This is a genomic window from Moheibacter sediminis, assembly GCF_900176425.1.
GTDB classification, from domain to species: Bacteria; Bacteroidota; Bacteroidia; order Flavobacteriales; family Weeksellaceae; genus Moheibacter; species Moheibacter sediminis.
Window position 1 is genome coordinate 291,990 of the sequence record NZ_FWXS01000001.1, and the last position, 24,150, is coordinate 316,139.

Below are 24,150 nucleotides of genomic sequence, written 5' to 3' on the forward strand. Positions count from 1 at the left end.
AATGTAATTAATACTTTGATTCAAAAAAATAATTATTTAAATTTCTTAATCATTTCTTCCACAACTTCATAAGTTGCCGGACAGATCAAAGTGTTTTGAATCGTTAAATGATTGATTTGGTAGAATTTTTTGCGGTCAGTGTGCGGGAATTCGCGGCAAGCCTTCGGGCGGTGTTCATAAACCGAACAGTAATTATCCGCACCCAAAAAAGGGCAGGGAACCGACTGTAAAACATAATCATTGTCTTCATCAATCCTCAAATATTTATCGATGAATTGTGAAGGTTTTAATCGAAATACACCAGATAATCTTTCTATATCTTTTTGGGTAAAAAGCGGCCCTGTCGTTTTGCAGCAATTTGCACAAGACAAACAATCAATTCTGTCGAAAACTTCATCGTGGATGGATTGCATTTTCTGGTCTAAATCCTTGGGTGGTTTGTTTTTAATTTTCCCTAAGAATTTTTTGTGTTCAGCCTGGCGTTGTGCAGCTTTTTGGTGGTAATCTTTTAGATTCATCTTTCAAATATTCGAATTACCACATTTTTCAAATTATTTCTTCAGCTCCTCCACGCTTTTCACGCCACGAAGATTACAGAATTCTGAAATCACACCATGATGAGATACGGTTTTGTCTTTGAAATAATTTACGAAATACTCTTTTTCTTCTTCCGTTGCTTCGAGTTGATTCAAGATATTGAGCAAGTGCATTTTCATATGTCCTTGCTGAATTCCGGTTGTAACGAGTGAGCGAAGCGCCGCAAAATTTTGTGCCAATCCACCGACAGCAACGATTCCCATCAGTTTTTCAGCATTTGGATTTCCTAGAACTTCCAAAGCCAATTTAACCAAAGGATGCAAAGATGTCAAACCGCCCACAGTTCCCAATGAAATTGGCAAATCTAACCAAAAACGAAACACGCCGTCTTTCACTTCGCAATGTGTCAAACTGCTGTATTTTCCATCTTTCGAAGCATAGGTATGCGCGCAGGCTTCCACCGCACGGAAATCATTTCCGGTAGCGATAACCACGGCATCAATTCCGTTCATAATTCCTTTGTTATGTGTTGTAGCACGATATGGTTCAACTTCCGCAATACGAACTGCACGCGTAAATTTCTCAACAAACATTTCAGAAGAAACATTTCCTTCCGCCAAATCCTCAACGGGACAACTTACTTCTGCACGGACGAGACAATCAGGCGTATAATTAGTTAAAATACACATCACAATTTGTAGTGAATCCTTTTCTTCAGACGTAAAAACATCGCTTTCGTAAACTTCTCTTTTCAATGTTTGTGCAAATTGTTCCAAACATGAATTGATAAAATTTGCACCCATGGAATCCACAGTGTCAAATTCTGCATGGATTTGGTAATAATCAGGAATGTCTTCAGTTTTGTCAACCAATTTCAAATTCAAAATTCCGCCCCCGCGCGCCTGCATATTTTTGGTAATCGGTTCTGTATCGATGAATAATTTCGCCAAAACCGTTTCCAAAAAGAATCTGTCCAATTTTTCTTTGTCACCGCCGAACATGAAATGAACGTGTCCCAATTTCACTTTGGAAAGGATTTTTGTTTTGAATCCGCCACGGTTAATCCAAAATTTTGCTGCTTTAGATGCCGCTGCCACAACTGAACTTTCCTCAATCGCCATCGGTAAACATTGCAATTCACCGTCAATTAAAAAATTGGGAGCGAAACCAAAAGGCATGTAAAAATTAGAAAGTGTATTTTCCGAAAATTCATCGTGTAATCGCTGCAAATCTGCATCATCGTTCCAGTATTGTTTCAGGGTTTGAATGGATTTTTCTGAACCATTTAAATATTCGTTGACCAACCATTCTATCTTTCCTTCTTTTGATAATTTGGAAAAACCTTCAACCGGAGTGTGATTCATAATTTGTGAATTTTGACAAATGTAGGCAATACTGAAATTTTAAGTTCAAAGAGGACGCTAATTTTATGTTAAAGCAGAATTTTTTCTAAATTTTTATTGTCAGTTTCAAATATTCGTATTTAATTTGTGCTTTCAAAAGCGGGAATAGCTCAATTGGTAGAGCATCAGCCTTCCAAGCTGAATGTTGCGAGTTCGAGTCTCGTTTCCCGCTCAAAATCCTTTCAATCTTGAAAGGATTTTTTTATTCGTAAAATTTAAACCTTGTTTAGAAAAAACGAGAATTCCGTTCCTTCGTTGTAAACACTTTTTACGTAGATTTTTTCACCGTGGGCTTCTAGGATGTGTTTCACGATGGAAAGTCCAAGTCCCGAGCCTCCATGTGTACGGCTGCGGCTTTTGTCGGCGCGGTAAAAACGTTCAAAAATGCGTTCGATGTGTTCGGGTTTGATACCGATTCCGGTGTCTTTGATGGTAGTTTTGATTTTGTTGTTTACAGTTTGAAATGAAACTGTGACCGTCGCTTTTCGCGCAGAATGGTTGATGGCGTTTACAATTAAATTTGTAAGCACTTGTTCAATTCTTTCAATATCACCCCTGACGCGAACGGGAATGTCAATCTGGTTTTCGATTTCGACTTTTACGTCGTTGTTGGATGCTTTGATTTCCAACAAATCAAAAACTTCTTTGGTCAGTGCAACGATGTTGAAAGATTTCTGTTCGAGCTTTAAATTTCCGGTTTCGAGTTCTGTAATTAAATCCAAATCTTTGACGATGTAAGTCAATCTTTCCACCGATTTATTGATTCGATTTAAATATTTATCGCGAATGGATTCATCTTCCACACCACCTTCAATCAAAGTCAAAAGATAACCCTGGATGGAAAACAAGGGTGTTTTTAATTCATGCGAAACATTTCCCAAAAATTCTCTGCGGTAATTTTCCCTTTCGGTCAAACTATCGATTTCTTTGGATTTATCGTCTGTCAGATTTGAAATTTGTGCAGAAAGCGTTTCCACATTGGTAGCAGTTTTCTGCGTATTTAAATCGGGCAATAAACTGTAAAGTTGAGAAATGTTGATTTTAAAGAATTTCTGAAAAATGATGCTTAAAATTCCAAAAATAATCAAGGATGGAATGATAAAAGCAAGTAAAATTCCCTGCCCTAGAAATTTGGTCGAAAACCAATAATTCAATGGAAAATCGAGTAAAATGGAACCGATGAACCCAATGATTACCCAAATGAGGAATCCACCCAAAAGCGAATACAAAATCGTATTGAACCAGCGATTGGGTGTTGCCATAATTTTATGCGTTTAGTTTGTAACCTACACCTTTGATGGTAGAAAGACGATCGTTCCCAAATTTTTCGCGCAGTTTTCTAATGTGAACATCGATGGTGCGTCCGCCGACCACGACTTCATTTCCCCAAACTTTTTCAAGAATTTCTTCTCTTTTGAAAACGCGTTTTGGATTGGAAGCCAACAATGCCAGCAATTCAAATTCTTTGCGTGGAAGCATGAATTCATCATTGAGGAAAGTTACTTTGTACGTTTCACGGTCAATTACAAATTCATCTAATTCGATGAATTGTTGTTTGTCGTCAGTTGATTTCAAACGAAGTAAAGCTTTAATTTTGCTCATCAAAACCTTTGGCTTTACCGGTTTCGTGATGTAATCATCGGCTCCGGCATCATAACCTGCAAGCTGAGAAAATTCCTCAGTGCGTGCAGTTAAAAATACGATCAATGTTTTTTTGAGGGAATCGATTTTACGAATTTCCGAACATGCTTCGATGCCGTCCATTTCAGGCATCATCACGTCCAAAAGAATCAAATCCGGTTTTTCTACTTTTGCTTTTTTAACGGCTTCTGCACCGTTTGAAGCAGTGGAAACTTCGTATCCTTCTTTGATTAAATTATAAGAAAGAAATTCCAGAATATCCGGCTCGTCATCAACAAGTAACAATTTGATTTTTTTCATCTGAATGTTTAAAATTCAGTGTGTAAAGTTAGAGTAAAATTCTCAAAATTAACGCCAAAGTGAATGATTAACATAGATTTAAAATTGATTTAAACTTGGTAACATTGAATTAATGAAAACTTAAAACTAGGGAAAATAGAAATTTACAGATGATGCTGTTCTTTGCAGAGAAATTTGAAAAGAAAAATGTATAAATCAATTTGTTTGTTTTTGTTTTTGACAGCGTTCACTATGTTGAGTGCTCAATCGGAAGGAATTATCTTCGGAAATGTCAAGGACGATACGGGTGCGCCGGTCGAAAATGCCGATGTATTTATAGATGGTACGATGTATTCTGTGTTTACAGATGCAAGCGGTAATTATGAATTGGAAGTTGAGCCAAGTGCTTATGTCTTAATTATCACAGGAATTGGGTTCGACGAATTTTCTCAGGAAGTTACAGTAAACGCAGGAGAAAGAGTTGAGGTTTCTACACAATTGATTAGTTCATCTACTTCTACAACTCAGTTGGGTGAAGCGGTAGTTGTTGGTCAGGTGAGCAAAGAAACTGAATCAGCATTGCTGAATGAACAAAGAAAATCGGTGGTTATCACTGAAAGCATTGGAGTAAAGGAACTAGAAAGAAAGGGTGTTAGTGATGTTTCATCAGCTGTCACAAAGGTTTCGGGGATTTCAAAGCAAGAAGGTTCAAGTGTGGTTTATGTAAGAGGTTTAGGAGACCGTTACAATTCAACAACCATGAACGGATTGCCAATACCTTCGAATGATCCTGAATGGAAAAATATAGATTTAAGTATCTTATCGACTGATATTTTAAGTTATATAGGGATTGATAAAGTTTACAGTGGAACTTTCTTTGGTGATTTTGCCGGAGGAAATGTAAACGTAAATTCTAAAAAACAAACCGGGAAAGGATTTTTCTCTTTCGGAATGACTTCAAGAATAAATACAAATGCGATTAAAGATAATACTTTCAGATTGCAGCAAGGGATTAACTGGATGGGATTTGATAAAGTTTCCAATCCAAATTCTCTTACCCAGTATGGATTTGAGAATAGTTTAAATCCAAAAAAATCAGGTGCATTGGGAGCAGGCTTTTCATTAGCAGCAGGTGAAAGATTCAATGTGGGAGAAAACGGAAAATTCAGTTTTTTTGTTACAGGAACACATGACAATGACTATTCAAGTATAGAAGATGGTTTCTTAAGAACAGGAATTAATACGGAAGGGCTTTCACAAGGAAGAGATTTTCCAATCTATAGAAGATATGATTATACTACAAATACAACAGGATATTTAAACTTATCTTATCAGTTAAACCGTAAAAACACCATTAACTTCAACAGTTTATTTGTGAATTCATCTAACCAAAAATTGGAAGAAGGTGAGGGTTGGATCAGAGATGTGGCTATTGACGGTGGTCAGCAAAGACGTGGAACTTATGTTCAAAACATATTGTGGGTGAATCAATTATTGGGAGAACACAAATTAGGAGAACGTTCTAACTTGAATTGGGCATTTGGTTACAACAAAGTAACAAGCGATTTGCCGGATCGTTTCCAAAATACTTTGAAATTTCAAAATGGAAATTATGTAATGGCAAACAATGCGGCTTCTGATAACCACAGATATTACCATGATTTGTCAGAAGATGAATACGTAGGAAACATCGCTGTGGATTACAAATTTGCAAAATCAGAAGATGGCTACAAAGGTAAAATCACTTTAGGATACAACGGTCGTTACAAAGAAAGAGATTTGAATGCTTTACAATATAACTTCAGAGTAAATGCAGAAGGAGCAAATGTTCCGGTAGATTTTGCAAACATAGATGCTTTTTACAATCAGGAGAACTTCAACAACAACTGGTTTGACATGGTAACCTTCTCAGGTGATAATTTGAGCCGTCAGTATTATAATGGTGAACAAAACATACAAGGAGGTTATGCAAACATAGAATACAAATTGACTCCAAAATTTACTGCAGTAATAGGATTAAGAGGCGAAATGGTAAATCAATTGGTAGGTTGGAACACATCTTTAGATCCAGTTGGAAGAGAAAATGAATTGGAAGAATTCATGTTTTTACCAAGTTTGAACTTAAAATATGAAGTAACCGACAGGCAAAACATACGTTTTGCGGCAAGTAAAACTTACACGCTTCCTCAGTTCAAAGAAAGAGCATTGTTTATGTATGAAGAATTTGACGGAACTACTGTAGGTAATCCTTCCACTTATGCTTCTACCGATTACAACGCAGATTTGAAATGGGAAATTTTTCCAAATGCGGGTGAATTAATTTCCGTAGCAGCATTTGGTAAATATATTTTAGACCCGATCAACAAATTTACAATGGCATCTTCTTCAAATGATTTGACTTACGGTAACACCGGAGATTGGGGATATGTTTTTGGAGGTGAATTGGAGGTTAGAAAATCAATTTTCAAAATAGAATCCAATAATCCGCTTCAATTAACTGCTGGTGCAAATGTTTCTTATGCTTACTCTAATCAGGAACTTAATCCAGAAAAATTATATGATGAAACTCTATTGGCAAACGGTTACAGAATTACAGCCAATTTCACAGATGAAGAAGCTGCATTCCAAGGTGCTTCAGATCTTTTGTTGAACGGTGATATTTCCATTAACAAAGAATGGGAAGGCGGTGAAATGTTCATGGCAACTCTTGCTTACAACTATTTTTCAGACAGAATTTTTGCATTAGGGGTTGAGGAAAGAGGAAACATCATTGAAAAAGGAATCGGAACACTTGATTTTATCATCAGAACTAAAGTTTCCAAAAACATAGGAATCAATTTAAATGCGAGAAATCTTCTGAATCCAACTTTTGAAAGATTTCAGGAAAACAAGGCTGGAGATGTAACCAATCTTAGCTATAAAAAAGGAATGAACTTTAGCTTAAACGTAAATTATCAATTTTAAAATAACACAATAAATAAATAAAAATGAAAAAATCAGTTTTAAAAGTATTAGGAGTATTTGTAATGTCCTCTTCATTATTCTTAGCTAGCTGTAGCAGTGATGATGACAAAGGAGGAGATCCTCAACCAAGTTTGATCAACCCGGAAAACATGCAGGGAGAATTCTCAGCGGGTGAAAACATCGTTTTGGATGCCAATGTAGTTTACAAATTAAAAGGACCTTTGGTAATGTTGAACGGAAGTAAATTGACTATCCCGGCAGGTACCAAAATCGAAGCAACAGGAGGAACAAGTTCTTACATCGCTATCGGACAAAATGCACAGATTTTCGTAAACGGTACAGCTACAAATCCTGTAGTTATTACCAACCCAACACAAACTCCAGGTTCATGGGGTGGAATAGTTATCTGTGGTAATGCGCCAATCAACAAAGCTGCTACTGCATCTGCAGAGGTTTCTGGTTTGACTTACGGTGGTACAGTTACAGGTGATAACTCAGGTTCAATCAAATATTTGAGAATTGAATATTCAGGAGCAATTTTCTCTAATGAAAAAGAATTCAACGGTTTAAGCTTGTTCGGAGTAGGTTCTGGAACAGTAATCGATTATGTTCAGGTTTACCACGGAACGGATGATGGTTTCGAATGGTTTGGAGGAACTGTAAATACTAGCAACTTGGTTGCTGTAGGTAACGAAGATGATCAATTTGACTGGACTGAAGGCTGGATCGGAACAAACACTAATTGGTATGGAAAAGAAGGTTTTGCAAAAGGAAACAGAGGTATAGAAGCTGATAATTTAGGTGGAAACAACTCAATGTCTCCATTCTCTAATCCTACAATCACAAACTTAACTCTGATAGGTATTGCAGAAAGTGGAGAACCTCAAGGTATTAAATTGAGAGAAGGTACAAAAGGAACTTTGAACAACGTAGTTTTGGCTAACTGGGCTACGGGTATCGATATCCAACATGATGTAACATTAAGCTGGATTCCAGGTGGAGAACTTAAAATCAACGGAGTTAGGTTCGAAAACGTAGGAACTGAATCTAAAGGTTCAAACAGTGCTGGTACTGCAGTTGATGTAACTGCTGCTTATACGGTAAATAACAATGCAACTGGTGCAGGTAATGGTGTTAATTTGCCAACTTGGGCACAAGGCTGGACAAATATGACAGGATTATAATCTTCATATTATTTTTATAACACAAATTCAAAACCTCTCTACACAGTAGAGAGGTTTTTGTTTTATTTAAACTATTATCTATAAAATGTTTAGAACTAAATATTAAGTTTTCTGCAAGTCCTTCTACACTTTAGAAGATTATCTTTTAAATTAAGAATAATATAGAGGTCTAATTATAATTAATTCCAGTAGTACCATTTGCTTCCGTCAAAAACAGCCAATGCTTTATTAGTCGTATCATAACACATCATCCCTGGATATGGACTTTTTACATGCAAATGTGGCTCGGCTACTTTGGGTAAAATCATTGCCATATTTGGTGATTCTAATACTAAAATACCATCAACTGAACTTACTACATCACCAATTATTACACCTTCACCTGTGTCTGCAGAAGGATTAGAAATGACATTCCCAGTTCCACCATCTTCAGATAGATTTTTCCAAAGACCATTTTCATATACTTTGACTACATTGTCGTGGGTATCAAACACGAAATTTCCATTTGCTGGAGAAACATCATCCGTAGAAGTCACAGCCGGGAGGATAATTCCTCTGGTATTGTCCGGAGCATCTCCAAAATCGAGCAATGTGCTTGCGCCATTTAGAGTTTCTTTACCGATTAATAATTGAGCATTTAAACATAGGTTTGAAGCGATTAAGATGCTTGAGAAGATAATTCTTTTCATCTTTTTTAATTGTTTGGGTTTGGTTAAAAAATAAAATATGGTTTAGTCGCATTTTTTCTGGATGCATTTCCAGACCGCTCCGTTGTGTAGTTTGACACAACCAGCTTGTATATCATAAATTAACATTCCTTCTTTGGGTTCGGTTATTGCATTTTCGTTTTGGACACGTGTAATCACAAATCCTTTATTTTTTGATTCCAATGCTAGAAAGCCATTTGGAATGCTTTCCGGCCAGCTTTTAGATGGAGCCGAAAGAGAGCTGATTCCCGTAATTGTATTGGCATCCGCCAGCTCTGGGTTGGGATCTTTATAGCAACCACAATTATTAAATATGACTGCTTCTTCAACCTTCATCTCACATGTTTCACCTGACGGATAAGACGGAAGTGTAGCTGTGTACGATATGATAGTATTTCCTGTAGAAATCCCTGTTACAACTCCATTGTTGTCGACAGTAGCCACCAAAGGATTGCTGCTTGCCCATACACCACTTATGACTTCATCAGGAGTGTCAACAGAATACGTGATGTTGTCGCCGATGCATACAGGATTTTGTCCGTTGTCAATTGTCATATCAGGAAGTTCATCGTGCAGGCTAATGGTAATAGAAGTCCTTGAGCTTGGCATAATAGGTGGGTTTCCAGACCATTGATTGGCTATTCTGTATTGAGCCTCCAGAGAACCGCTTGTAAATCCGATGTTTGGTGTAAAGCTTACTACACCTGTCAATGTATTTACTGATAAATTTCCTTTTCCGGGTATAGTAAGATTGGTGGTATTATTTCCTGGGTTATTTACATTGTTTGGGTCAAATAGTCGTATTGATGAATTCTGTACTGTAAAAGCATTTCCGTTTACAGGTGCATGCGGTTGAACATAATCATCCAGGTCAAATGTAAGAGCTTTAGGTTCACAGAAACTAATTTCAACTTTTTGCGTTATCGGCGGATAGCCGGCAGTTGTAGGTGGAGCAGAACAATCATAAGTTACGTCACTATATGGAGTCATAGAGTCAGGGCGTATAGTATTGATAGCCGGATTATCTTCTACAAATTCATCAAAAATTTGATCTCCGGTAGGGCTCGCGTCAAAAAATTTAATCGGGCTTCCGGCAGAATTACCTACAAATGTTCCGGCACTCTCAAAGTTTGTATCTCCTGTGAAATAAAATTCGCCATAACCACTTATATCACCGGAATTTCTGAAGTTTGCTCCTCGTACAAACCCGGTTGTTGAGTTAATTAAAATAGATAATGTTCCTTCTAATTCAAACATATTAGTTACCCAGATCAAACCATTGTTTTCTGAAGTTCCGTTTCCTACAAAATAATCATTACTAAGAATAGTACAATTATTTACTATACTTGAACCTGCTACATTGTGAGATACAGATCCTCCTACTACAACTCTTTCATTATTGACCATTTGACTGATTGGAGAATTAAGAGACAAATTACCTCCGTCAAATATGGTCAGCAAATTATTATTTTGAAGAAGCGGTCCTTGAAATTCTACAGAGGCGGCATTGTGGAATTCCAAAATTCCATCGTTGGTCAGATATGTATCCATCCCAAAAATAATGTTTTGGTAAATCTGCATAGTGCCGTAATTATTTACTTCTGTGGAAATACCAGTTCCTGAATTGGCTCTGTAAATCTGCGCCGTTCCACTATTGTCAAAAGGACTGGTAATGTTGGTAGCGCCATTCGTTTGATTTAGAAGCACATTTCCTCCTAATTTATTATCAAAGTAACCACTTGTACCTAAGAAGAAAAAGTTATTATTGACAGTAAAACTACTGTGATTGATAATAGTCATATTGTTACCATTGAATTTGTTTAAAGTCATGGTGCCATGGTTTACTATCTCCGATCCATTCAAAAATATAGCGTCTCCAGATGTCATATTTACAACACCATCGACCATATTTTCAATACTTCCGGCAAAATTTTGTAAATTATCGGAATTAAATGTCCCGTAATTAATTATTTCAGGATGATGATTTGCATTATTATAAGTAATTAAATTCATAGTCCCCCTGTTGATGATAGTACCTTCATAAACGTTAGGTCCCCATGAAGGGTTGAAAGTGGTTCCTTCTCCTATACAGATAGTTCCGCCGGTATTTAAAGTAACTGTACCTGTGTATGTACCTGAATGCAGGCAATAAATTTGACCAGCGTTTACGGTAATGTGTCCTGTGCCATTAGGAATGATATTAGTGCAATCAGCACATGCATTTAAAGGTGTAATACTTTCGGAGTTGTTGGATGAATTTCCATCTGAGCCATTGTGGCTAACAGAAGCTGTTACGGTGTAAGGTCCCGTAGCCTGCTTTTGAGCGGTAATTTCCAATGAATTACTAGTGCCGTTGGCTAAGTTCCCAATCGTCCAAATTCCTGTTGAAGAATTATAAGTTCCACCTGAGTTGTTGCTTATGTGTGAAAAACCTGCGGGTAACAAACTTGCCACAGTTACACCAGATGCGTTATTCGGTCCATTATTTTCAACTTCTATAGTAAAGGTTACATTATCACCAGTTTCTGGCTCATTTGGAGTCATAGAAATATTTATTCCTACATCGGTAGGTTCGTCTGTAATTACGTGCGAAACCACTCCACTAATAATCGGACCTTGATATAAGTTCGGATTGTTAAGGTCTGTTCGTGGATTCCTAATAAGGAAGTCAGTATAAGAAACGTCAGTATGGCCAAATAAGTAAATCCTTAAATATAATGTTTGTTCAGTTTCATATCCTCCAGGAAAGTTTAATACTAAATTTTGCTCTGATCCTCTAATCAAATTTTGCTCAGAGTCTAAAATTGTTCCATTTGAAGGAAAAGATGGGTCTGTTGAATAGCGTATTTGTAATTTACTGGGTCCATTAGCTACTGGAGAAAAGTATTGAAATTTAAATTGAGACAATAATATCTTATATGCATCATTTGGGGTAATGCTAAATTCCAAATATTTACTATAATTTATAGTATTGTTGACACCATTATGAAAATTATTAACTCTAAAACCTGTCCAATCAAAATTTTGTATTGTAACTCCTCCACCAGTGCCGATAGAATTAGCACTGACATTAGTTCCTACTAAAGTTGGAGTAAGGTTAGCATTATTCCATTTTACTAAATCCACCGGATTGCTATATATACTAATAGTTACTGAAACTGTATTAGAAGTCATGTTATGTATGTTGGTAACATTGTATTGAAAACTATCTGTACCTATATAATCAAGACTAGGAATATAATTAATGGTATTATCAGGATTTACTGTTGCATTTCCATGAGCTGCATTGGTAATTATTGTTACTTGATTAAATGCTCCACTTCCCGGACTGTCATTAGCAAGCACATTGATATTTGTGGTCTGATTTGCAACAACTGATACTGCATCAGCAACCGCCGTAGGAGCGACAGGAACATTTACTGTAACATTTACTGTAGCTTCATTTGAAGTTCCATTTCCGTCTGTAATAGTATATTTGAAGCTGTCTGAACCTGTGTAGTTGGTATTGGGTGTATAGGTGACATTTGTAACTCCGTTTACAGTTATATTCTGCCCATTTGTAGGTTGTTGCGTAATGTTTATAGATGTTAGCGTACTGTGCGTATCATTGGCTAAAATATTTACAGGGACAGCTATATTTCTCGCTGTGGTAATGTTGTCATTTGCTGCTACAGGAGGTGAAGCGGCGGAAACAGTTCCTGTAATTGTAGGGGGATAGTTAATTCCTCCCGAGCGCAGAATATGAAAATTTTGATTTGTATTATACGCATATATCCTAATTCTAACAGTTTGTCCGGGCAGAACAGGATTTACGGAAGATAAACTGTTAGAAGCACTTGTCCAACCAGTAGGAACACTTGTATTTCCAATCATAGTGGAATACGTTGCAAAATTATCTTTAGAATAACGAACCTGAAAATTTTGACCGGATGATTGTGCTCTATAGTAAAAATTGAAATTAGCCAAATTTATCTGATAACCTGTGTTGGCAGAAATAGAAAACTCGACATATTTTGAAACATCAATACTTCCACCATTTTGTGCAGGAGTGGGCCAACCGGCTGTATGAAAAAAGTTTTCACTCCAAGTTTGATGAGTTAAGGTAACACCATTTTGGGTAATGTTAGAAGCAGTAATTGTAGTATTGCTTGCAACATAAGTTGGAGCATAGTTGTCATTATTCCATCTAACCAAATCCGTCTGAGCAAAAGAAACAAGAGGAGTAATAAACAATAATAAAATAAGAAAAAATTGAAAATAGGTTTTGATTGGAAGTTCGGGTAGTTTAGGTAATTTGAACATTTTGGCGGTTTAGTTTTTTAATTCATCTAATTAAATATGATATTTGAAGTGAGTTCTTTCAACTAATTATATAACAAATTCACAAGGAGTAAATAAAAACTCTTTGTGTATAAGGATTACATAAAATTCGTATATAAAAGAAAAAACACGAAAGTGTTGTTTCTGTATAATCAGCAAAGTTTGAACAGATATTTGTTCGGTTCTCTTCTACAATAACATCGTTCAAGATTGAAAACGACGCTTGGGCTTGGTTGTTTTGTCTCATCCTGTGTTTTTAGGTCGGTTTCAGGATAAGCCGGAATAGGACGCAAACCTACAATAAATTTTTTAAATCACTAAAAAAAATATTGATAACTAAGGTTTTACCTTAAATTTCTTAACATACATCAAGATTCTTCATTTTGTCATTATTCATCATCAAATGAATTCCAGCCCTGCGCGGTCAAAGGAACTGCCGATTCACTTCCTTGTAGTATCAAGTAGTTTTCAGCATTTTGTTCAGTGGTATGACCAATAACTGTAAAGTTTGGATTTCCTTTGATTTTTGGAAAATCAGCTTGTGAGATAGTGAATAGCAATTCGTAATCTTCACCACCGTTCAGTGCACAAGTAATTGGATTGATTCCAAATTCCTCTGCTGTTTTAATGACCATAGGATCTAAAGGAATTTTTTCCTCATAAATTTTAAATCCATAGCCGCTTTGTTCAGAAAGATGCAGGATTTCAGAAGAAAGTCCATCCGAAATATCAATCATTGAAGTGGGTTTTACTTCTAGTTTTTCCAAAAGTTCAACGATGTGTTTTCCTGCTTCCGGTTTCAATTGACGCCCAACGATGTAATCGTATTCCGCCAAATCCGGTTGTGTGTTTGGATTTACTTTGAAAACTTCATTTTCGCGTTCCAATACTTGAAGCCCTAAAAACGCACCACCCAAATCTCCGCTTACAACCAATAAATCATTTTCTCCTGCTCCGTTTCTGTAAGTTAAATTTTCTTTTTTTGCTGAGCCGATTGCAGTAATGCTTAGGATTAATCCTGATGTGGAAGAAGTCGTGTCACCACCAATTAAATCGACATTGTATTTTTTGCAGGCAATTTTAATTCCTTCATACAATTCATCCAAAGCTTCCACCGGAAAACGATTGGAAACCGCAACAGAAACCAAAATCTGCGAAGGAACTGCATTCATCGCATAGATGTCGCTGAGGTTGACCATCACCGATTTGTATCCCAAATGTTTCAAAGGAACATAAGCCAAATTGAAATGTACACCTTCCACCAACATATCGGTTGAAACAACAGTTTCATTTCCTTCTAAATTTAAAACTGCAGCATCGTCTCCGATTCCTTTCACGGTTGATTCGTTATGAATTTCAATTGATTCGGTTAAGTGTTTGATCAATCCGAATTCGCCTAATTTATCTAAAGGAGTTAAATTTTGTTCTTTGTTGTCAAGCATTTTAAAATGTTTTTGGGTCAATGTTTTCAGGTGAAACGGGCAATGATTTCAAATCAGCCAAAGATAATTTCCTGACTGAATGGGTGTCGATATTCGCATTTAATTTTTCAAGCATTTCTACTGGAGGCGGAGTTTTTTTGCGTTCTTTCATAGAAAACCAAACACCGAAAACGCGCGAATAAGCGATGTGCATCCCGGTATTTTTATCGTATAAATTGTGTTCAAATTCAAAAATTTCTCCGTTTTCAGAATTTCCTGTAACAGCTACGGAAATCATGATTTCCTGTCCTTCGTGTGCTTCACGGAAAAATGAAAATTCTTCGCGCAATACTGCGGGTCCGATTCCGTATTTTGCTAAATCTGAAAGTTTTATGCCGCAATGTCTCAAAAATGAAATCCGGGCATGGCTTGTGAAGTTCATGTAAGAAGCATTTGCAAGGTGCATGTTGGCATCTAAATCTGACCAGCGGATGAGAGTTTCTGCGAAAAATGGTTTCATTGTTTGAATTTGTGCAAAGGTACAAAGCATAAATAGAAAAGCCGCTTGTTTTGATGAGAAGCGGCTTTTCGATATTTCTAATTTATATTATTGTTTTGTGAAAACAAATGTGATGTCCTGCAAAATTTCAAATCCCCCTTCGCCATTTGGTCCAGTCATGAATCCTTCAGGAATGGTATAAGTTAATTTATTACCTGACAAAACAGCAGTAACTGTTTGTCCGTCAATCACAACGGTAATATCATTTTGAGTTTGTGACCAAGTGAAATTCGTTTCTTCTGTTTCTTCCACACACTCAACGGTATAATTTTCTCCATCAATCGTGATTTGTGCATACGAGTTGGAAGTGCTGATTCCAGTATTGTTGGGTAGAAAAGACATTAATTCATTTTGATAACAGTTTGTTTCTGCCATCAAACTTGTATTTGCAGTTCCATCTTGATTGAAATCAAATGGTTCTTCCAGATTTAACTCTGTTAATTTCCAGACTCCTGGAATGGTTACATCTTCGCCATTATTGGTATCTCCGGGATGATAACTTTCGTCCTCCCAAGCTTCACAAGAAGTAAAAAGGGAAATACTGATTATTAAATAAATACTTGATTGAAGTAGTTTTCTCATGTGTTTCAATTATTTGGGTAAATGTAATATTTTTTATAAAATTAATCTGAATTTAACATTTGGATTAAATCAGATTCATAACCTTTTTGCAGAAGGTAATTTCTTATTTTAGCTTTCTTCTTAAAACTTTCGCGTTCAGATTTCAGGGATTCTTTTTTCTTTTGAAATAATTCTTCCAATCGGGAAAAATAATCATCAGCATTGATTTCTTTCAAAGCAGAATCAATCATTTTTGAAGGAACTCTTTTCTTTTTTAATTCAGATTTAATTTTAATTCTTCCCCAATTTTTTTGGTTGAATTTTCCACGCACAAAACTCTTAGCGAAACGTTCTTCGTTCAGAAAATTGTATTGAATCAAATAAATTATGATTTCATCTCGGGCTTCGGGAATGATAAAAAATTCGTGTAATTTATTCTCCACTTCCCACTGACAGCGGTCTTGGTAAGCGCAGTATTTTGCGAGTTTGTCTCTGATTTCTGTAACGGTAAAACTTTCTGTTTTGTTGTTATTTTTTATATCCAATTCTGTTGCGTTCTTTTTGTTCTTCCGTTTGATTGTCTTTTTCAAGTAAATAATTAATTACCTGAAAAATATCTTTGAAATTCTTATCGTATTTAGATTCCATCTCTTTCAATTTGTCGGAAAGTTCTTTATAACTCATCACAAATTCCTTCAAAGAAATGAAAGCATCAACAATTGCAATGTTGGTTTGAATCGCTTTACACTTGCTAACATTGTAACTCCGTGTTCTGTGAATGCGAATGGAGTTGTGGTTACGTTTCTTTTGGATTGATTGATCCGATGCGGTCACAATTTGTGACCGCATCATTTCCCATTCGTCTTGAGTTAGCCTGAACATAAATCTTTCAGGGAATCTTTCAATATTTCTTTTAACTGCCTGATTGAGAACTTTAGTCTCAACTTCATAAAGTTCGGCTAAGTCGAAATCCAACATGACACTTTGCCCTCGGACTTCATAGATTTTGTTTTGGATGGTTGTAAGTTGCATAGATTCAAATTTAATGAATTTATTCCTTATAATAAACCCGTTTTACCCTTGCCGAAATCGAAGTTAGAATCTCATAAGGAATCGTTCCAACCTTTTCTGCAACAGATTTTATAGATGGATTTTGACCAAACAAAATCACTTCGTCTCCCTCTTTGCAATTGATTTCAGAAACGTCCACCATCAACATATCCATGCAAATTGTACCGACAATCGGCGCAACTTGATTTTGAATCAAAACATTTCCTATCCCATAACCGAGCGAACGGCGAATCCCATCTGCATAACCTACCGGAAGTGTCGCAATTTTTGTTTGCTTTTCAGCTTTGAACCTTCGTCCGTAACTTACTGTTTCGCCAGCTTCAATTTCTGAAATTCTGGAAATGACAGTTTTGAAAGTAATTACATTTTTGAGCTGTTTCTGAACTGAATCATCATCTGAAATCCCATACATTCCGATTCCCAATCGAACCATATCGTATTGATTTTTATTGAAATGAATAATTCCTGGAGAATTTAACGCGTGTTTTAAAGGTTGTATGTTTAATTCAGATGAAATTTTGGAATAACTTTCATCAAATATTTTCAATTGCTGCAGCGCAAATTCTTTTTCTTCAGGAACATCAGCCGTTGCCAAATGTGTAAAAACGGATTGGACTTTTACTGATTTTTCAGTTTTTAAATATTGAATTAATTCATCTAATTGTTCAGGTCTGAAGCCGAGACGGTTCATTCCTGTATCGATTTTCAAATGAACCGGATACGCTTCCGTAATCGATTTTTCTTTCAAAGTCTGGATGAACAATTCCAAAACGCGCAAACTGTAAATTTCCGGTTCCAATTGAAATTCAATAATCGTCGAATAACTGCTTTGTTCGGGATTCATGACCATAATCGGCAACGTAATCCCGGCCTTTCTAAGTTCAGCTCCTTCGTCCGCATAAGCCGCGCCGAGATAATCAATGTTTAGATGTTCAAGTGTTTGTGCGATTTCAAAACTTCCTGCGCCGTAACTATTGGCTTTGATCATCGCCATCAGTTTTGTTTTTGGATTTAATTTATTTCGGAAAAATTTAACATTGTCCGTCAACGCTTGTAGATTGATTTCCAGAACGGTGTCGTGCGATTTTTTTTCTAAAAATGCTGAAATTTTTTCCAGTTTAAACGGACGTGCTCCTTTCAATAAAATCGCTTCGTTGTGGACATTTTGGACGCTCAATGTTTTCAAAAATTCATCTGTGGTAGCAAAAGTGCGGGCTTTGGATTTGAACAAATTTTTGTATTTTGGAATGAATTCCCCAATCAAAATCAAATCATCAATTTTATAAGAATTGACCAAATCTGAAACTTTTCGGTACAATTCATCTTTGTTCAGATTGCTTTGCAAAACGTCTGTCAAAACCAAACTTTTTCGAGGAAATGGCTGTTGTGCCAAAACATCCAAAGCGACTTTTACGGAATGTAAATCGGAATTGAAAGTATCGTTGATGACCACGCTTTCACGGATGCCTTCCTTAATTTCCAGACGCATTTCGATCGGTAAAAGATGTTCAGTTTCGGGTAAATATTTTTCTAATTCTAATTCCAAAGCATGAATAGTAGTCAAAACAGTCAAAATATTTTCCACCGAAGCTTCGTCATGAAATGGAATTTTGAAACTCAATTCGTTGGAATCCAATCGGATTTTGATTTCTTTTCCGGTTGGAATTTCATTTATGGAAATCAGTTGAATCGTATCGTTTTCATTTTTCCCGAAAGTGTAAAATTCTTTATTTTTATCTGCATAAACTTCTTCAATTAATTTTTTAATCAATTCATTATCAGAGTTGTAAATAATTTTATTTGAATTTTGAAATAATTTTATTTTCTCACGAATTAAATTCTCTTTCGAATCAAAATTCTCCAAATGCGCCGAACTCATGTGCGTCAAAACACCAATTTCAGGCTGGATGATTTCTTCCAAAGTTTGCATTTCGTTTGGCAATGAAATTCCGGCTTCAAAAATTCCCAGATTATTTTCCGCTGTGATTTGTAAAACGGAAAGCGGCGCGCCGATTTGAGAATTGTAACTTTTTGGGCTCCGCACAATAGAAAAATCTTTCCATAGAAGTTGATTCAGCCATTCTTTTACAATGGTTTTTCCGTTGCTTCCCGTAATTCCAACGATTGGAATTTGAAATTGATTTCGGTGAAATCCAGCCCATTTTTGCAAAGCTTTTATGGGAGAATTTACTTTTAAATAAGCCGCATCTTCTTTTAAATCAATATCTTTTGAAATCACAAACTGTCGGATTCCTTTTCTGTATGCGTCTTCAATGTAGGAATGGCCATCATTTCCAAATTCGGAAAAAGCAAAGAAAACTGCATTTTTCGGTTGATAAATCGCACGCGAATCGAAATAGATTTGCTCGATATTTCCGTCGGGATTTCCAATGATTTCTGCAGAAATGATTGCTGTGAGTTCTTTTATTTTATAAGGTTTCAATGCTTTCTATTTTTTTAACCACATAGTTTCATAGTCTTTCATCGCAAATAAGTTGGGATAGCCTACCTTTGGCGATATGGATTGATTACGTTAGCTTAAATTATTAAAATATTCATTTACAAACGCTTTTTGTCCTTCGTAAAAAATATTTGAGCTGTTAAAGTTAATGAGAATTCCTTTTGGCGCTTTTAGTATTTTCATGTAAGTCAATAACTGAGCTTCAAATATATTTGTAAAATCATTAACGGCTTTTAATTCGATAACAAACAATTTTCTACAAACAAATCACATCTTAAATCAATATCTAAATCTTTTTCTTTGTAAGAAACGGGGATTTTCATTTCTGAGCAAAAATTTATATTGCGATTACTCAATTCTATTTTCAAGCAATTTAAATAAATGCTTTCTAATAATCCTCTTCCCATAATTTTTTGAACTTCAATTGCGGAACCGATTATTTCGTAGGTAAGTTCATCTAAGTATTTTTTTGTGATCATCGGATGTTTATGTTTTTTAACCACATAGTTTCATAGTTTTCAGTGCGTATAAGTTGAGATAGTCGCCTTTGGCGGTATAGGTTAAAGAAATCATTTTTAAAATTTTGCATTTCATTAAAATAATTTTTTTTAACCACATAGTTTTCAGTGCGTATAAGTTAGGATAGTACGCCTTTGGCGGTTATAGTTTTGATTATGTTAACTTAAATTTCATTTGACATATCATTTAAGTTTCAAGTCCAATTGAAGCGAAGCTTCAAACTGATGTTTCTTTATGTTTACCCATGCAGCATTTGAACTATTGTAACTATGTGGTTGAATTGTTTTTCATTTCATCCCAAAAAGCGCTTCTGCTAAGTGGTTCGTATTCGTCTTTTTCACCCAATTCTACCAGTTTGTCACTTTTCGATTTTCGATGTGAATAATGCGCAAGATTTCCGGTTTTCATGCATATTGCGTGGACTTTGGTCACGTATTCGGCTGTTGCCATCAGATAGGGCATCGGTCCGAAAGGTCGTCCTTTGAAATCCATATCGAGTCCGGCGATGATGACGCGTTTACCAGAATTTGCGAGTTGATTGGCGACTTCTACGATGGCTTCATCAAAAAATTGGGCTTCGTCAATTCCGACCACATCACATTCTCCTGCAAGAATCAGAATATTGTAAGCCGATTCCACGGGCGTTGCGTTTACTGAATTCTGATTGTGAGAAACGACTTCCTGATTGTCATATCTTGTGTCAACAGCGGGTTTGAAGATTTCTACTTTTTGATTCGCAAATTCAGCACGGTGAATTCGACGGATGAGCTCTTCCGTTTTTCCGGAAAACATAGAACCGCAGATAACTTCTATCCAGCCGCTTTGCTTGGTATGATTTATTGTATTTTCTAAAAACATGGAAAAGCAAAGTTAGGCATAAAACTGTTTTTGGTGCAGTATTTTTAGAACCCTGATAATGTTTTTGTCGATAATTAAGTGAATGGAATAAGGGAAAACTTTAAGATGCACAACATGATACTGAAAACATTTCAATTGCCGGACATCACTTATTTGCAGACATAGATGAATACCCTAATATTGCGGCCTTAAATCTAACGGATACCAACCCTGTTCCACAAATTATTATTGATGAAGATTTTTTATATGAAGGAATACTATCTTATCCTGTAGTGTTGAAGACTTTGCCGGATAATACAATGTTTGTGCTTACGTATTTCGACATGTATGATGAAAATGACAATTTTTTATACACAAAAAACCTGCTGTACAAAGTAGGTTTTGAAGGAATGAATACAACAGAAACTGAATTTTCTCATGATAGGTTTATTTATCCGAATCCCGGAAAAGATATTATCTACATTTCTAATTTACAAAGCGAAACAAGCTATGTTCTGTATGATCTTTCAGGAAGACTGACCCAGACAGGAAAAGTAAAAGACAAAATCAATATTTCACAGCTTTATGCTGGAACATACATGCTTAAACTCGAAACCGGAGAATCTTTCAAGGTATATAAAATCAAATAATGCATCTGCTGTCCCTTCCAAATTTACCAAAAAAGAAAAATAATGAGAATAAAGACCGTTTTACTTTTTATTTACTTTGTTTGTAGTATTGATGACTCTTAACATGTCAATCAAAAACGTGGTTCAATACTTTGGCTAATCTCAATCCTCCTTTCAACAACTGTTCCTCCAACATTGAAACGTTGTCATAATTGTATTTATACGACAGCTTATCGCCGGATTTAGCATTATTATAAATGATTTCTGCTTTTTGGTAAGAATCAAATAACCAGTTATTTAAATTTCCATGAGTTAAATTTTGATTGAATTTTTTATCATGAAAATCCAAAACTTCTGCATATTCGGTATAGCTGTAATTTTGGAAATCAACCAGTTTGGTGTCCCAAAGCGAATGTAAATTGGTTTGATCGCGAAACCATTCGACCTGAATTTTATTTCCTCCCAAATCTTCTTCACGTCCGATGTGTAAAGGTTGGTGCGCATCGCCAATCAAATGAATCAGAAAATAAAGATTTTCCTGTTTCTTTTGTAGTGAAAGGTTTTTATTATTTTTTAATTCATCAATGATGATTAAACTTCTTTTGTATAGATTTTCATCGGAGGAATTATTTAGATTTTCTTCAAAATCAAGTTGAGATAAACCTGATGGGAAATTAATGTAATGCCATGAATCTGCCATTTTCCAATCGGGATTTGATTTCACAAAATCTCCCCAATTTGCCCAATACGCCAAAGGTTGTTCGCCGATGATTTTTTTGAGTTGTTTTTTTGCCTTATTTGATAAATGATTCTCTGCGATTTCTGCTACCACTCGGTGTCCCGTTGTTCCCCAAGCATATGCCTGAATGGTTGCAAATAAAAATATAGTTAAAACTAAAAAACGAGTAAGATTTTTCATGGATACAAAGTTATCGCTTTAAAAGCATTAATTGAATTCTTTGATATTATGGCACGGTTATTTTATAAGTCCACAAAATTAGAATTATGAAACTGTTTAAAAGATTAGGATTTGTATTTGTCTGTACAGTGATTTTATTTTCATGTGTTCCAAGACCTCATGCTCATGGACATCACAGAATTCCGCCAGGGCAAGCTAAAAAAATATCTGGTTCAAAATCCGCTCGACCGCATGCGCCTGGTCAAGTTAAAAAAGTAAAACCCAACAAACCACCAAAACCACCAAAGCACAGGCACTAAATTTATTGCTTCCTAAAATTTATTTGGTGAACTAATTAAAGAAAAAAGGCATTTAGAATTTCTAAATGCCTTCGCAATGATTGTGTTAATTAAGTTAACCAAAAAATTATACTATAAAAAGCGAAGCAATTGCAGTGGCCTGACTTCCGGTTAAGATTTCGTCATAAGCCGCAGATCCTGCAGCATCTCCAAAGGCACTTCCGGTGTCAAATCCGGCTTGCATTGTATTTCCTTCTCCATCGTAAACAGGATCAGTAGCTGGAGGCATGTTTCCTCCGTTACCTAATTCTATCCACCCCTTATTGGCTCTCATACGTCTTACCTGCGATGCGTGTCTTGCTTCAACTGAGTGAATCTGCAAAGCAGCTTGTAAAACTGTACTGTTTGATGTAACATTTCCGGCTTGCCCTTTGTAGGCTCTTACGCCGGTATCTTCAAATGCTTGTGCCAGAATTAAAAATTGATTGTAATCTCCAAAAGGATCAAAATTCCCGCCCACAGTAAAATCAAAAGTAGGTTTCGCGCCGGGCGTTTGACCTAATGAAGTAAGCGTATTTCTTAAAAAATTAACGTGAGCCGCTTCATGTTGTGAAATTTGTTGAAATACAACGCGGTCGTCGCTCGGGATCAAAGAAGAAGCGCCAAGTCCCATCGCATAATACTCGTCTTCCAGATATTCCAATATCAAAGCCAGTTGCAAAGCATCTGTCAAAGCGTCATTAGGTTCCAGCATCGAAGATTTTGAAGCCATGGCTGAGCCCGATGCAAAACTTCCTCTTGAAATAGTGGAAGTTTGTTTCTGGGTTCCGAAATTATAGGATTGTTTTTTATTGGAAGTTAATATGCCTTGTGTGAAAAATTTATCATCAGATAATTGATCTAATATTTTTAAAATGTTCATAATGTAAGATTTTGATGTTAAATGAATTAATTGATGTTTTGCTCATTCCAAGTAAATGGCGTTTTGATGAAATTGGCAGCAATGGCAACAATTTCGCCTGGCTCTTTGGCAACATCCAAACCGTTTGAATCCACCACATCATTTCCTGAAAAATCTGCAGATCCCGGATTGATTAAATCCCGAATTGCAGCCGCATGTCTTGCTTCGACAGAAACAATTTTTCCGGCTATCACCAAATAATCTAGATTAGTGATGTATTTTCCTGCTGCATTATAAGCCGCAACACCTGTATCTTCTAATGCTTTTGCAGTAGCCAAAACTGAATTTCGGTTACTGAAATCAACGCCTGTATATTGGAATTCCAAAGTTGGCAGAACATTATTCGTCACACCGCTGATGGCAGCTTTGAAGAAATCACGGTGAATCACTTCATGGTGATATAAATCGGTTAAAATTTCTCTTTCTGCTTCTGAAATTCCTGAATAGAATGAATTCACAACTTTGGTATAGAAATCAGCTTCTAATTGCTCCAAAGCATAGGCATAATTGAGTACACCTACATCACCTTCTCCCAAATCAAAAATATCGTTTCCTCCACCCATGCCTCGGTCATCGTCATCGTTACATCCGGCCAAAGTAAGACCGGCAACCATAATCCCAAGTCCTCCAAGTTTCAAAAAATTTCTTCTGTTCGTATCCAGAGTTGCTCCCTGACTATCGACTTTAATAAGTTTTCCCATAAAAATTTATTTATTTGTTCAATAATCATTTACGAGTGGATTTAATCTTTGGATTTATAAAACATGATTTTTTTCATATTTTTTTGAAGTGAATTTACTTTTGAAATGAAAAATGCCACTCAAAATCTTGAGTGGCACACAGGAAAACATTAAAAAGTGAGCATTATGTAAAAGTTAAAATCTTTAGGTTTGGAATCT

At 36.0% G+C, this 24,150-nt stretch carries 19 protein-coding genes, 1 tRNA gene and 1 pseudogene; 4 read left to right on the forward strand and 17 right to left on the reverse strand.

What is annotated here, in order from left to right; all coding sequences use genetic code 11:
- Positions 1 to 32 precede the first annotated feature (32 nt).
- Entirely contained in the window at positions 33 to 518 is a 486-nt protein-coding gene (locus B8977_RS01275; RefSeq protein WP_084015488.1) for a YkgJ family cysteine cluster protein, read from the reverse strand.
- Between the two features lie 33 nt (positions 519 to 551).
- A complete protein-coding gene (locus B8977_RS01280; RefSeq protein ID WP_084015490.1) occupies positions 552 to 1,901 on the reverse strand; it encodes a hydroxymethylglutaryl-CoA reductase in 1,350 nt (449 codons plus the stop codon).
- 138 nt (positions 1,902 to 2,039) lie between these two features.
- Here B8977_RS01280 and B8977_RS01285 point away from each other — a divergent pair.
- Positions 2,040 to 2,112, forward strand: a tRNA-Gly gene (locus B8977_RS01285).
- A gap of 43 nt (positions 2,113 to 2,155) precedes the next feature.
- Here B8977_RS01285 and B8977_RS01290 read toward each other — a convergent pair.
- Positions 2,156 to 3,202, reverse strand: a complete 1,047-nt coding sequence (locus B8977_RS01290; RefSeq protein ID WP_084015492.1) for a sensor histidine kinase — start codon at positions 3,200 to 3,202, stop codon at positions 2,156 to 2,158.
- A gap of 4 nt (positions 3,203 to 3,206) precedes the next feature.
- The gene (locus B8977_RS01295; protein ID WP_185116592.1) at positions 3,207 to 3,881 is read right to left on the reverse strand and encodes a response regulator transcription factor; all 675 of its coding nucleotides are present in this window, start codon (positions 3,879 to 3,881) and stop codon (positions 3,207 to 3,209) included.
- Between the two features lie 186 nt (positions 3,882 to 4,067).
- On the opposite strand from B8977_RS01295, the gene B8977_RS01300 reads away from it, so the two are divergent.
- Together B8977_RS01300 and B8977_RS01305 are read left to right on the forward strand one after the other, a co-directional pair.
- Positions 4,068 to 6,824 carry a TonB-dependent receptor gene (locus B8977_RS01300; protein ID WP_084015496.1) on the forward strand — a complete coding sequence of 919 codons (2,757 nt, stop codon included), beginning with the start codon at positions 4,068 to 4,070 and terminating at the stop codon, positions 6,822 to 6,824.
- A gap of 23 nt (positions 6,825 to 6,847) precedes the next feature.
- Positions 6,848 to 8,008, forward strand: coding sequence for a hypothetical protein (locus tag B8977_RS01305; protein ID WP_084015498.1), 1,161 nt, complete (start codon positions 6,848 to 6,850; stop codon positions 8,006 to 8,008).
- Positions 8,009 to 8,187: 179 nt separating this feature from the next.
- Here the strand turns inward: B8977_RS01305 and B8977_RS01310 are convergent, their stop codons facing one another.
- From B8977_RS01310 to B8977_RS01355, 10 genes and pseudogenes are all read right to left on the reverse strand, one after another.
- Positions 8,188 to 8,697, reverse strand: coding sequence for a hypothetical protein (locus tag B8977_RS01310; protein ID WP_084015500.1), 510 nt, complete (start codon positions 8,695 to 8,697; stop codon positions 8,188 to 8,190).
- A 42-nt stretch (positions 8,698 to 8,739) separates the two neighbouring features.
- Positions 8,740 to 13,017, reverse strand: a complete 4,278-nt coding sequence (locus B8977_RS01315; RefSeq protein WP_084015502.1) for an Ig-like domain-containing protein — start codon at positions 13,015 to 13,017, stop codon at positions 8,740 to 8,742.
- Between the two features lie 407 nt (positions 13,018 to 13,424).
- A complete protein-coding gene (thiL, locus tag B8977_RS01320) occupies positions 13,425 to 14,477 on the reverse strand; it encodes a thiamine-phosphate kinase (RefSeq protein WP_084015957.1) in 1,053 nt (350 codons plus the stop codon).
- Position 14,478: 1 nt separating this feature from the next.
- Complete coding sequence (locus B8977_RS01325; RefSeq protein ID WP_084015504.1) at positions 14,479 to 14,976, reverse strand: acyl-CoA thioesterase; 498 nt, start codon at positions 14,974 to 14,976, stop codon at positions 14,479 to 14,481.
- Between the two features lie 87 nt (positions 14,977 to 15,063).
- Positions 15,064 to 15,597 carry a hypothetical protein gene (locus B8977_RS01330; RefSeq protein ID WP_084015506.1) on the reverse strand — a complete coding sequence of 178 codons (534 nt, stop codon included), beginning with the start codon at positions 15,595 to 15,597 and terminating at the stop codon, positions 15,064 to 15,066.
- 41 nt (positions 15,598 to 15,638) lie between these two features.
- Complete coding sequence (locus B8977_RS01335) at positions 15,639 to 16,121, reverse strand: regulatory protein RecX (RefSeq protein WP_245828377.1); 483 nt, start codon at positions 16,119 to 16,121, stop codon at positions 15,639 to 15,641.
- Entirely contained in the window at positions 16,105 to 16,608 is a 504-nt protein-coding gene (locus B8977_RS01340) for an ORF6N domain-containing protein (protein ID WP_245828379.1), read from the reverse strand. The genes B8977_RS01335 and B8977_RS01340 overlap by 17 nt, the downstream gene beginning before the upstream one ends.
- A 19-nt stretch (positions 16,609 to 16,627) precedes the next feature.
- Complete coding sequence (locus B8977_RS01345; RefSeq protein WP_084015508.1) at positions 16,628 to 19,090, reverse strand: bifunctional UDP-N-acetylmuramoyl-tripeptide:D-alanyl-D-alanine ligase/alanine racemase; 2,463 nt, start codon at positions 19,088 to 19,090, stop codon at positions 16,628 to 16,630.
- Between the two features lie 90 nt (positions 19,091 to 19,180).
- Positions 19,181 to 19,587 (reverse strand): annotated as a pseudogene (locus tag B8977_RS15315) (GxxExxY protein).
- Between the two features lie 307 nt (positions 19,588 to 19,894).
- Positions 19,895 to 20,485, reverse strand: a complete 591-nt coding sequence (locus B8977_RS01355; RefSeq protein WP_084015510.1) for a thymidine kinase — start codon at positions 20,483 to 20,485, stop codon at positions 19,895 to 19,897.
- A gap of 299 nt (positions 20,486 to 20,784) precedes the next feature.
- Between B8977_RS01355 and B8977_RS01360 the strand changes: the two genes are divergently transcribed.
- On the forward strand, positions 20,785 to 21,114 hold the full coding sequence (locus tag B8977_RS01360) for a T9SS type A sorting domain-containing protein (protein ID WP_084015512.1): 330 nt from the start codon (positions 20,785 to 20,787) through the stop codon (positions 21,112 to 21,114).
- Between the two features lie 106 nt (positions 21,115 to 21,220).
- Here the strand turns inward: B8977_RS01360 and B8977_RS01365 are convergent, their stop codons facing one another.
- The 3 genes from B8977_RS01365 to B8977_RS01380 all read right to left on the reverse strand — a co-directional run bounded on the left by B8977_RS01365 (position 21,221) and on the right by B8977_RS01380 (position 23,952).
- Positions 21,221 to 22,012, reverse strand: coding sequence for a S1/P1 nuclease (locus B8977_RS01365; protein WP_084015514.1), 792 nt, complete (start codon positions 22,010 to 22,012; stop codon positions 21,221 to 21,223).
- Positions 22,013 to 22,417: 405 nt separating this feature from the next.
- The gene (locus B8977_RS01375; protein ID WP_084015518.1) at positions 22,418 to 23,212 is read right to left on the reverse strand and encodes a ferritin-like domain-containing protein; all 795 of its coding nucleotides are present in this window, start codon (positions 23,210 to 23,212) and stop codon (positions 22,418 to 22,420) included.
- A 26-nt stretch (positions 23,213 to 23,238) separates the two neighbouring features.
- The gene (locus B8977_RS01380) at positions 23,239 to 23,952 is read right to left on the reverse strand and encodes a ferritin-like domain-containing protein (RefSeq protein ID WP_084015520.1); all 714 of its coding nucleotides are present in this window, start codon (positions 23,950 to 23,952) and stop codon (positions 23,239 to 23,241) included.
- Positions 23,953 to 24,150: the final 198 nt, after the last annotated feature.

Excerpts from the sequence above, each read along its gene's own strand:
- B8977_RS01275 (WP_084015488.1), bottom strand. The coding sequence starts at position 518 with ATGAATCTAAAAGATTACCACCAAAAAGCTGCACAACGCCAGGCTGAA.
- B8977_RS01280 (WP_084015490.1), bottom strand. The coding sequence starts at position 1,901 with ATGAATCACACTCCGGTTGAAGGTTTTTCCAAATTATCAAAAGAAGGA.
- B8977_RS01290 (WP_084015492.1), bottom strand. The coding sequence starts at position 3,202 with ATGGCAACACCCAATCGCTGGTTCAATACGATTTTGTATTCGCTTTTG.
- B8977_RS01295 (WP_185116592.1), bottom strand. The coding sequence starts at position 3,881 with ATGAAAAAAATCAAATTGTTACTTGTTGATGACGAGCCGGATATTCTG.
- B8977_RS01300 (WP_084015496.1), top strand. The coding sequence starts at position 4,068 with ATGTATAAATCAATTTGTTTGTTTTTGTTTTTGACAGCGTTCACTATG.
- B8977_RS01305 (WP_084015498.1), top strand. The coding sequence starts at position 6,848 with ATGAAAAAATCAGTTTTAAAAGTATTAGGAGTATTTGTAATGTCCTCT.
- B8977_RS01310 (WP_084015500.1), bottom strand. The coding sequence starts at position 8,697 with ATGAAAAGAATTATCTTCTCAAGCATCTTAATCGCTTCAAACCTATGT.
- B8977_RS01315 (WP_084015502.1), bottom strand. The coding sequence starts at position 13,017 with ATGTTCAAATTACCTAAACTACCCGAACTTCCAATCAAAACCTATTTT.
- thiL (WP_084015957.1), bottom strand. The coding sequence starts at position 14,477 with ATGCTTGACAACAAAGAACAAAATTTAACTCCTTTAGATAAATTAGGC.
- B8977_RS01325 (WP_084015504.1), bottom strand. The coding sequence starts at position 14,976 with ATGAAACCATTTTTCGCAGAAACTCTCATCCGCTGGTCAGATTTAGAT.
- B8977_RS01330 (WP_084015506.1), bottom strand. The coding sequence starts at position 15,597 with ATGAGAAAACTACTTCAATCAAGTATTTATTTAATAATCAGTATTTCC.
- B8977_RS01340 (WP_245828379.1), bottom strand. The coding sequence starts at position 16,608 with ATGCAACTTACAACCATCCAAAACAAAATCTATGAAGTCCGAGGGCAA.
- B8977_RS01355 (WP_084015510.1), bottom strand. The coding sequence starts at position 20,485 with ATGTTTTTAGAAAATACAATAAATCATACCAAGCAAAGCGGCTGGATA.
- B8977_RS01360 (WP_084015512.1), top strand. The coding sequence starts at position 20,785 with ATGTTTGTGCTTACGTATTTCGACATGTATGATGAAAATGACAATTTT.
- B8977_RS01365 (WP_084015514.1), bottom strand. The coding sequence starts at position 22,012 with ATGAAAAATCTTACTCGTTTTTTAGTTTTAACTATATTTTTATTTGCA.
- B8977_RS01375 (WP_084015518.1), bottom strand. The coding sequence starts at position 23,212 with ATGAACATTTTAAAAATATTAGATCAATTATCTGATGATAAATTTTTC.
- B8977_RS01380 (WP_084015520.1), bottom strand. The coding sequence starts at position 23,952 with ATGGGAAAACTTATTAAAGTCGATAGTCAGGGAGCAACTCTGGATACG.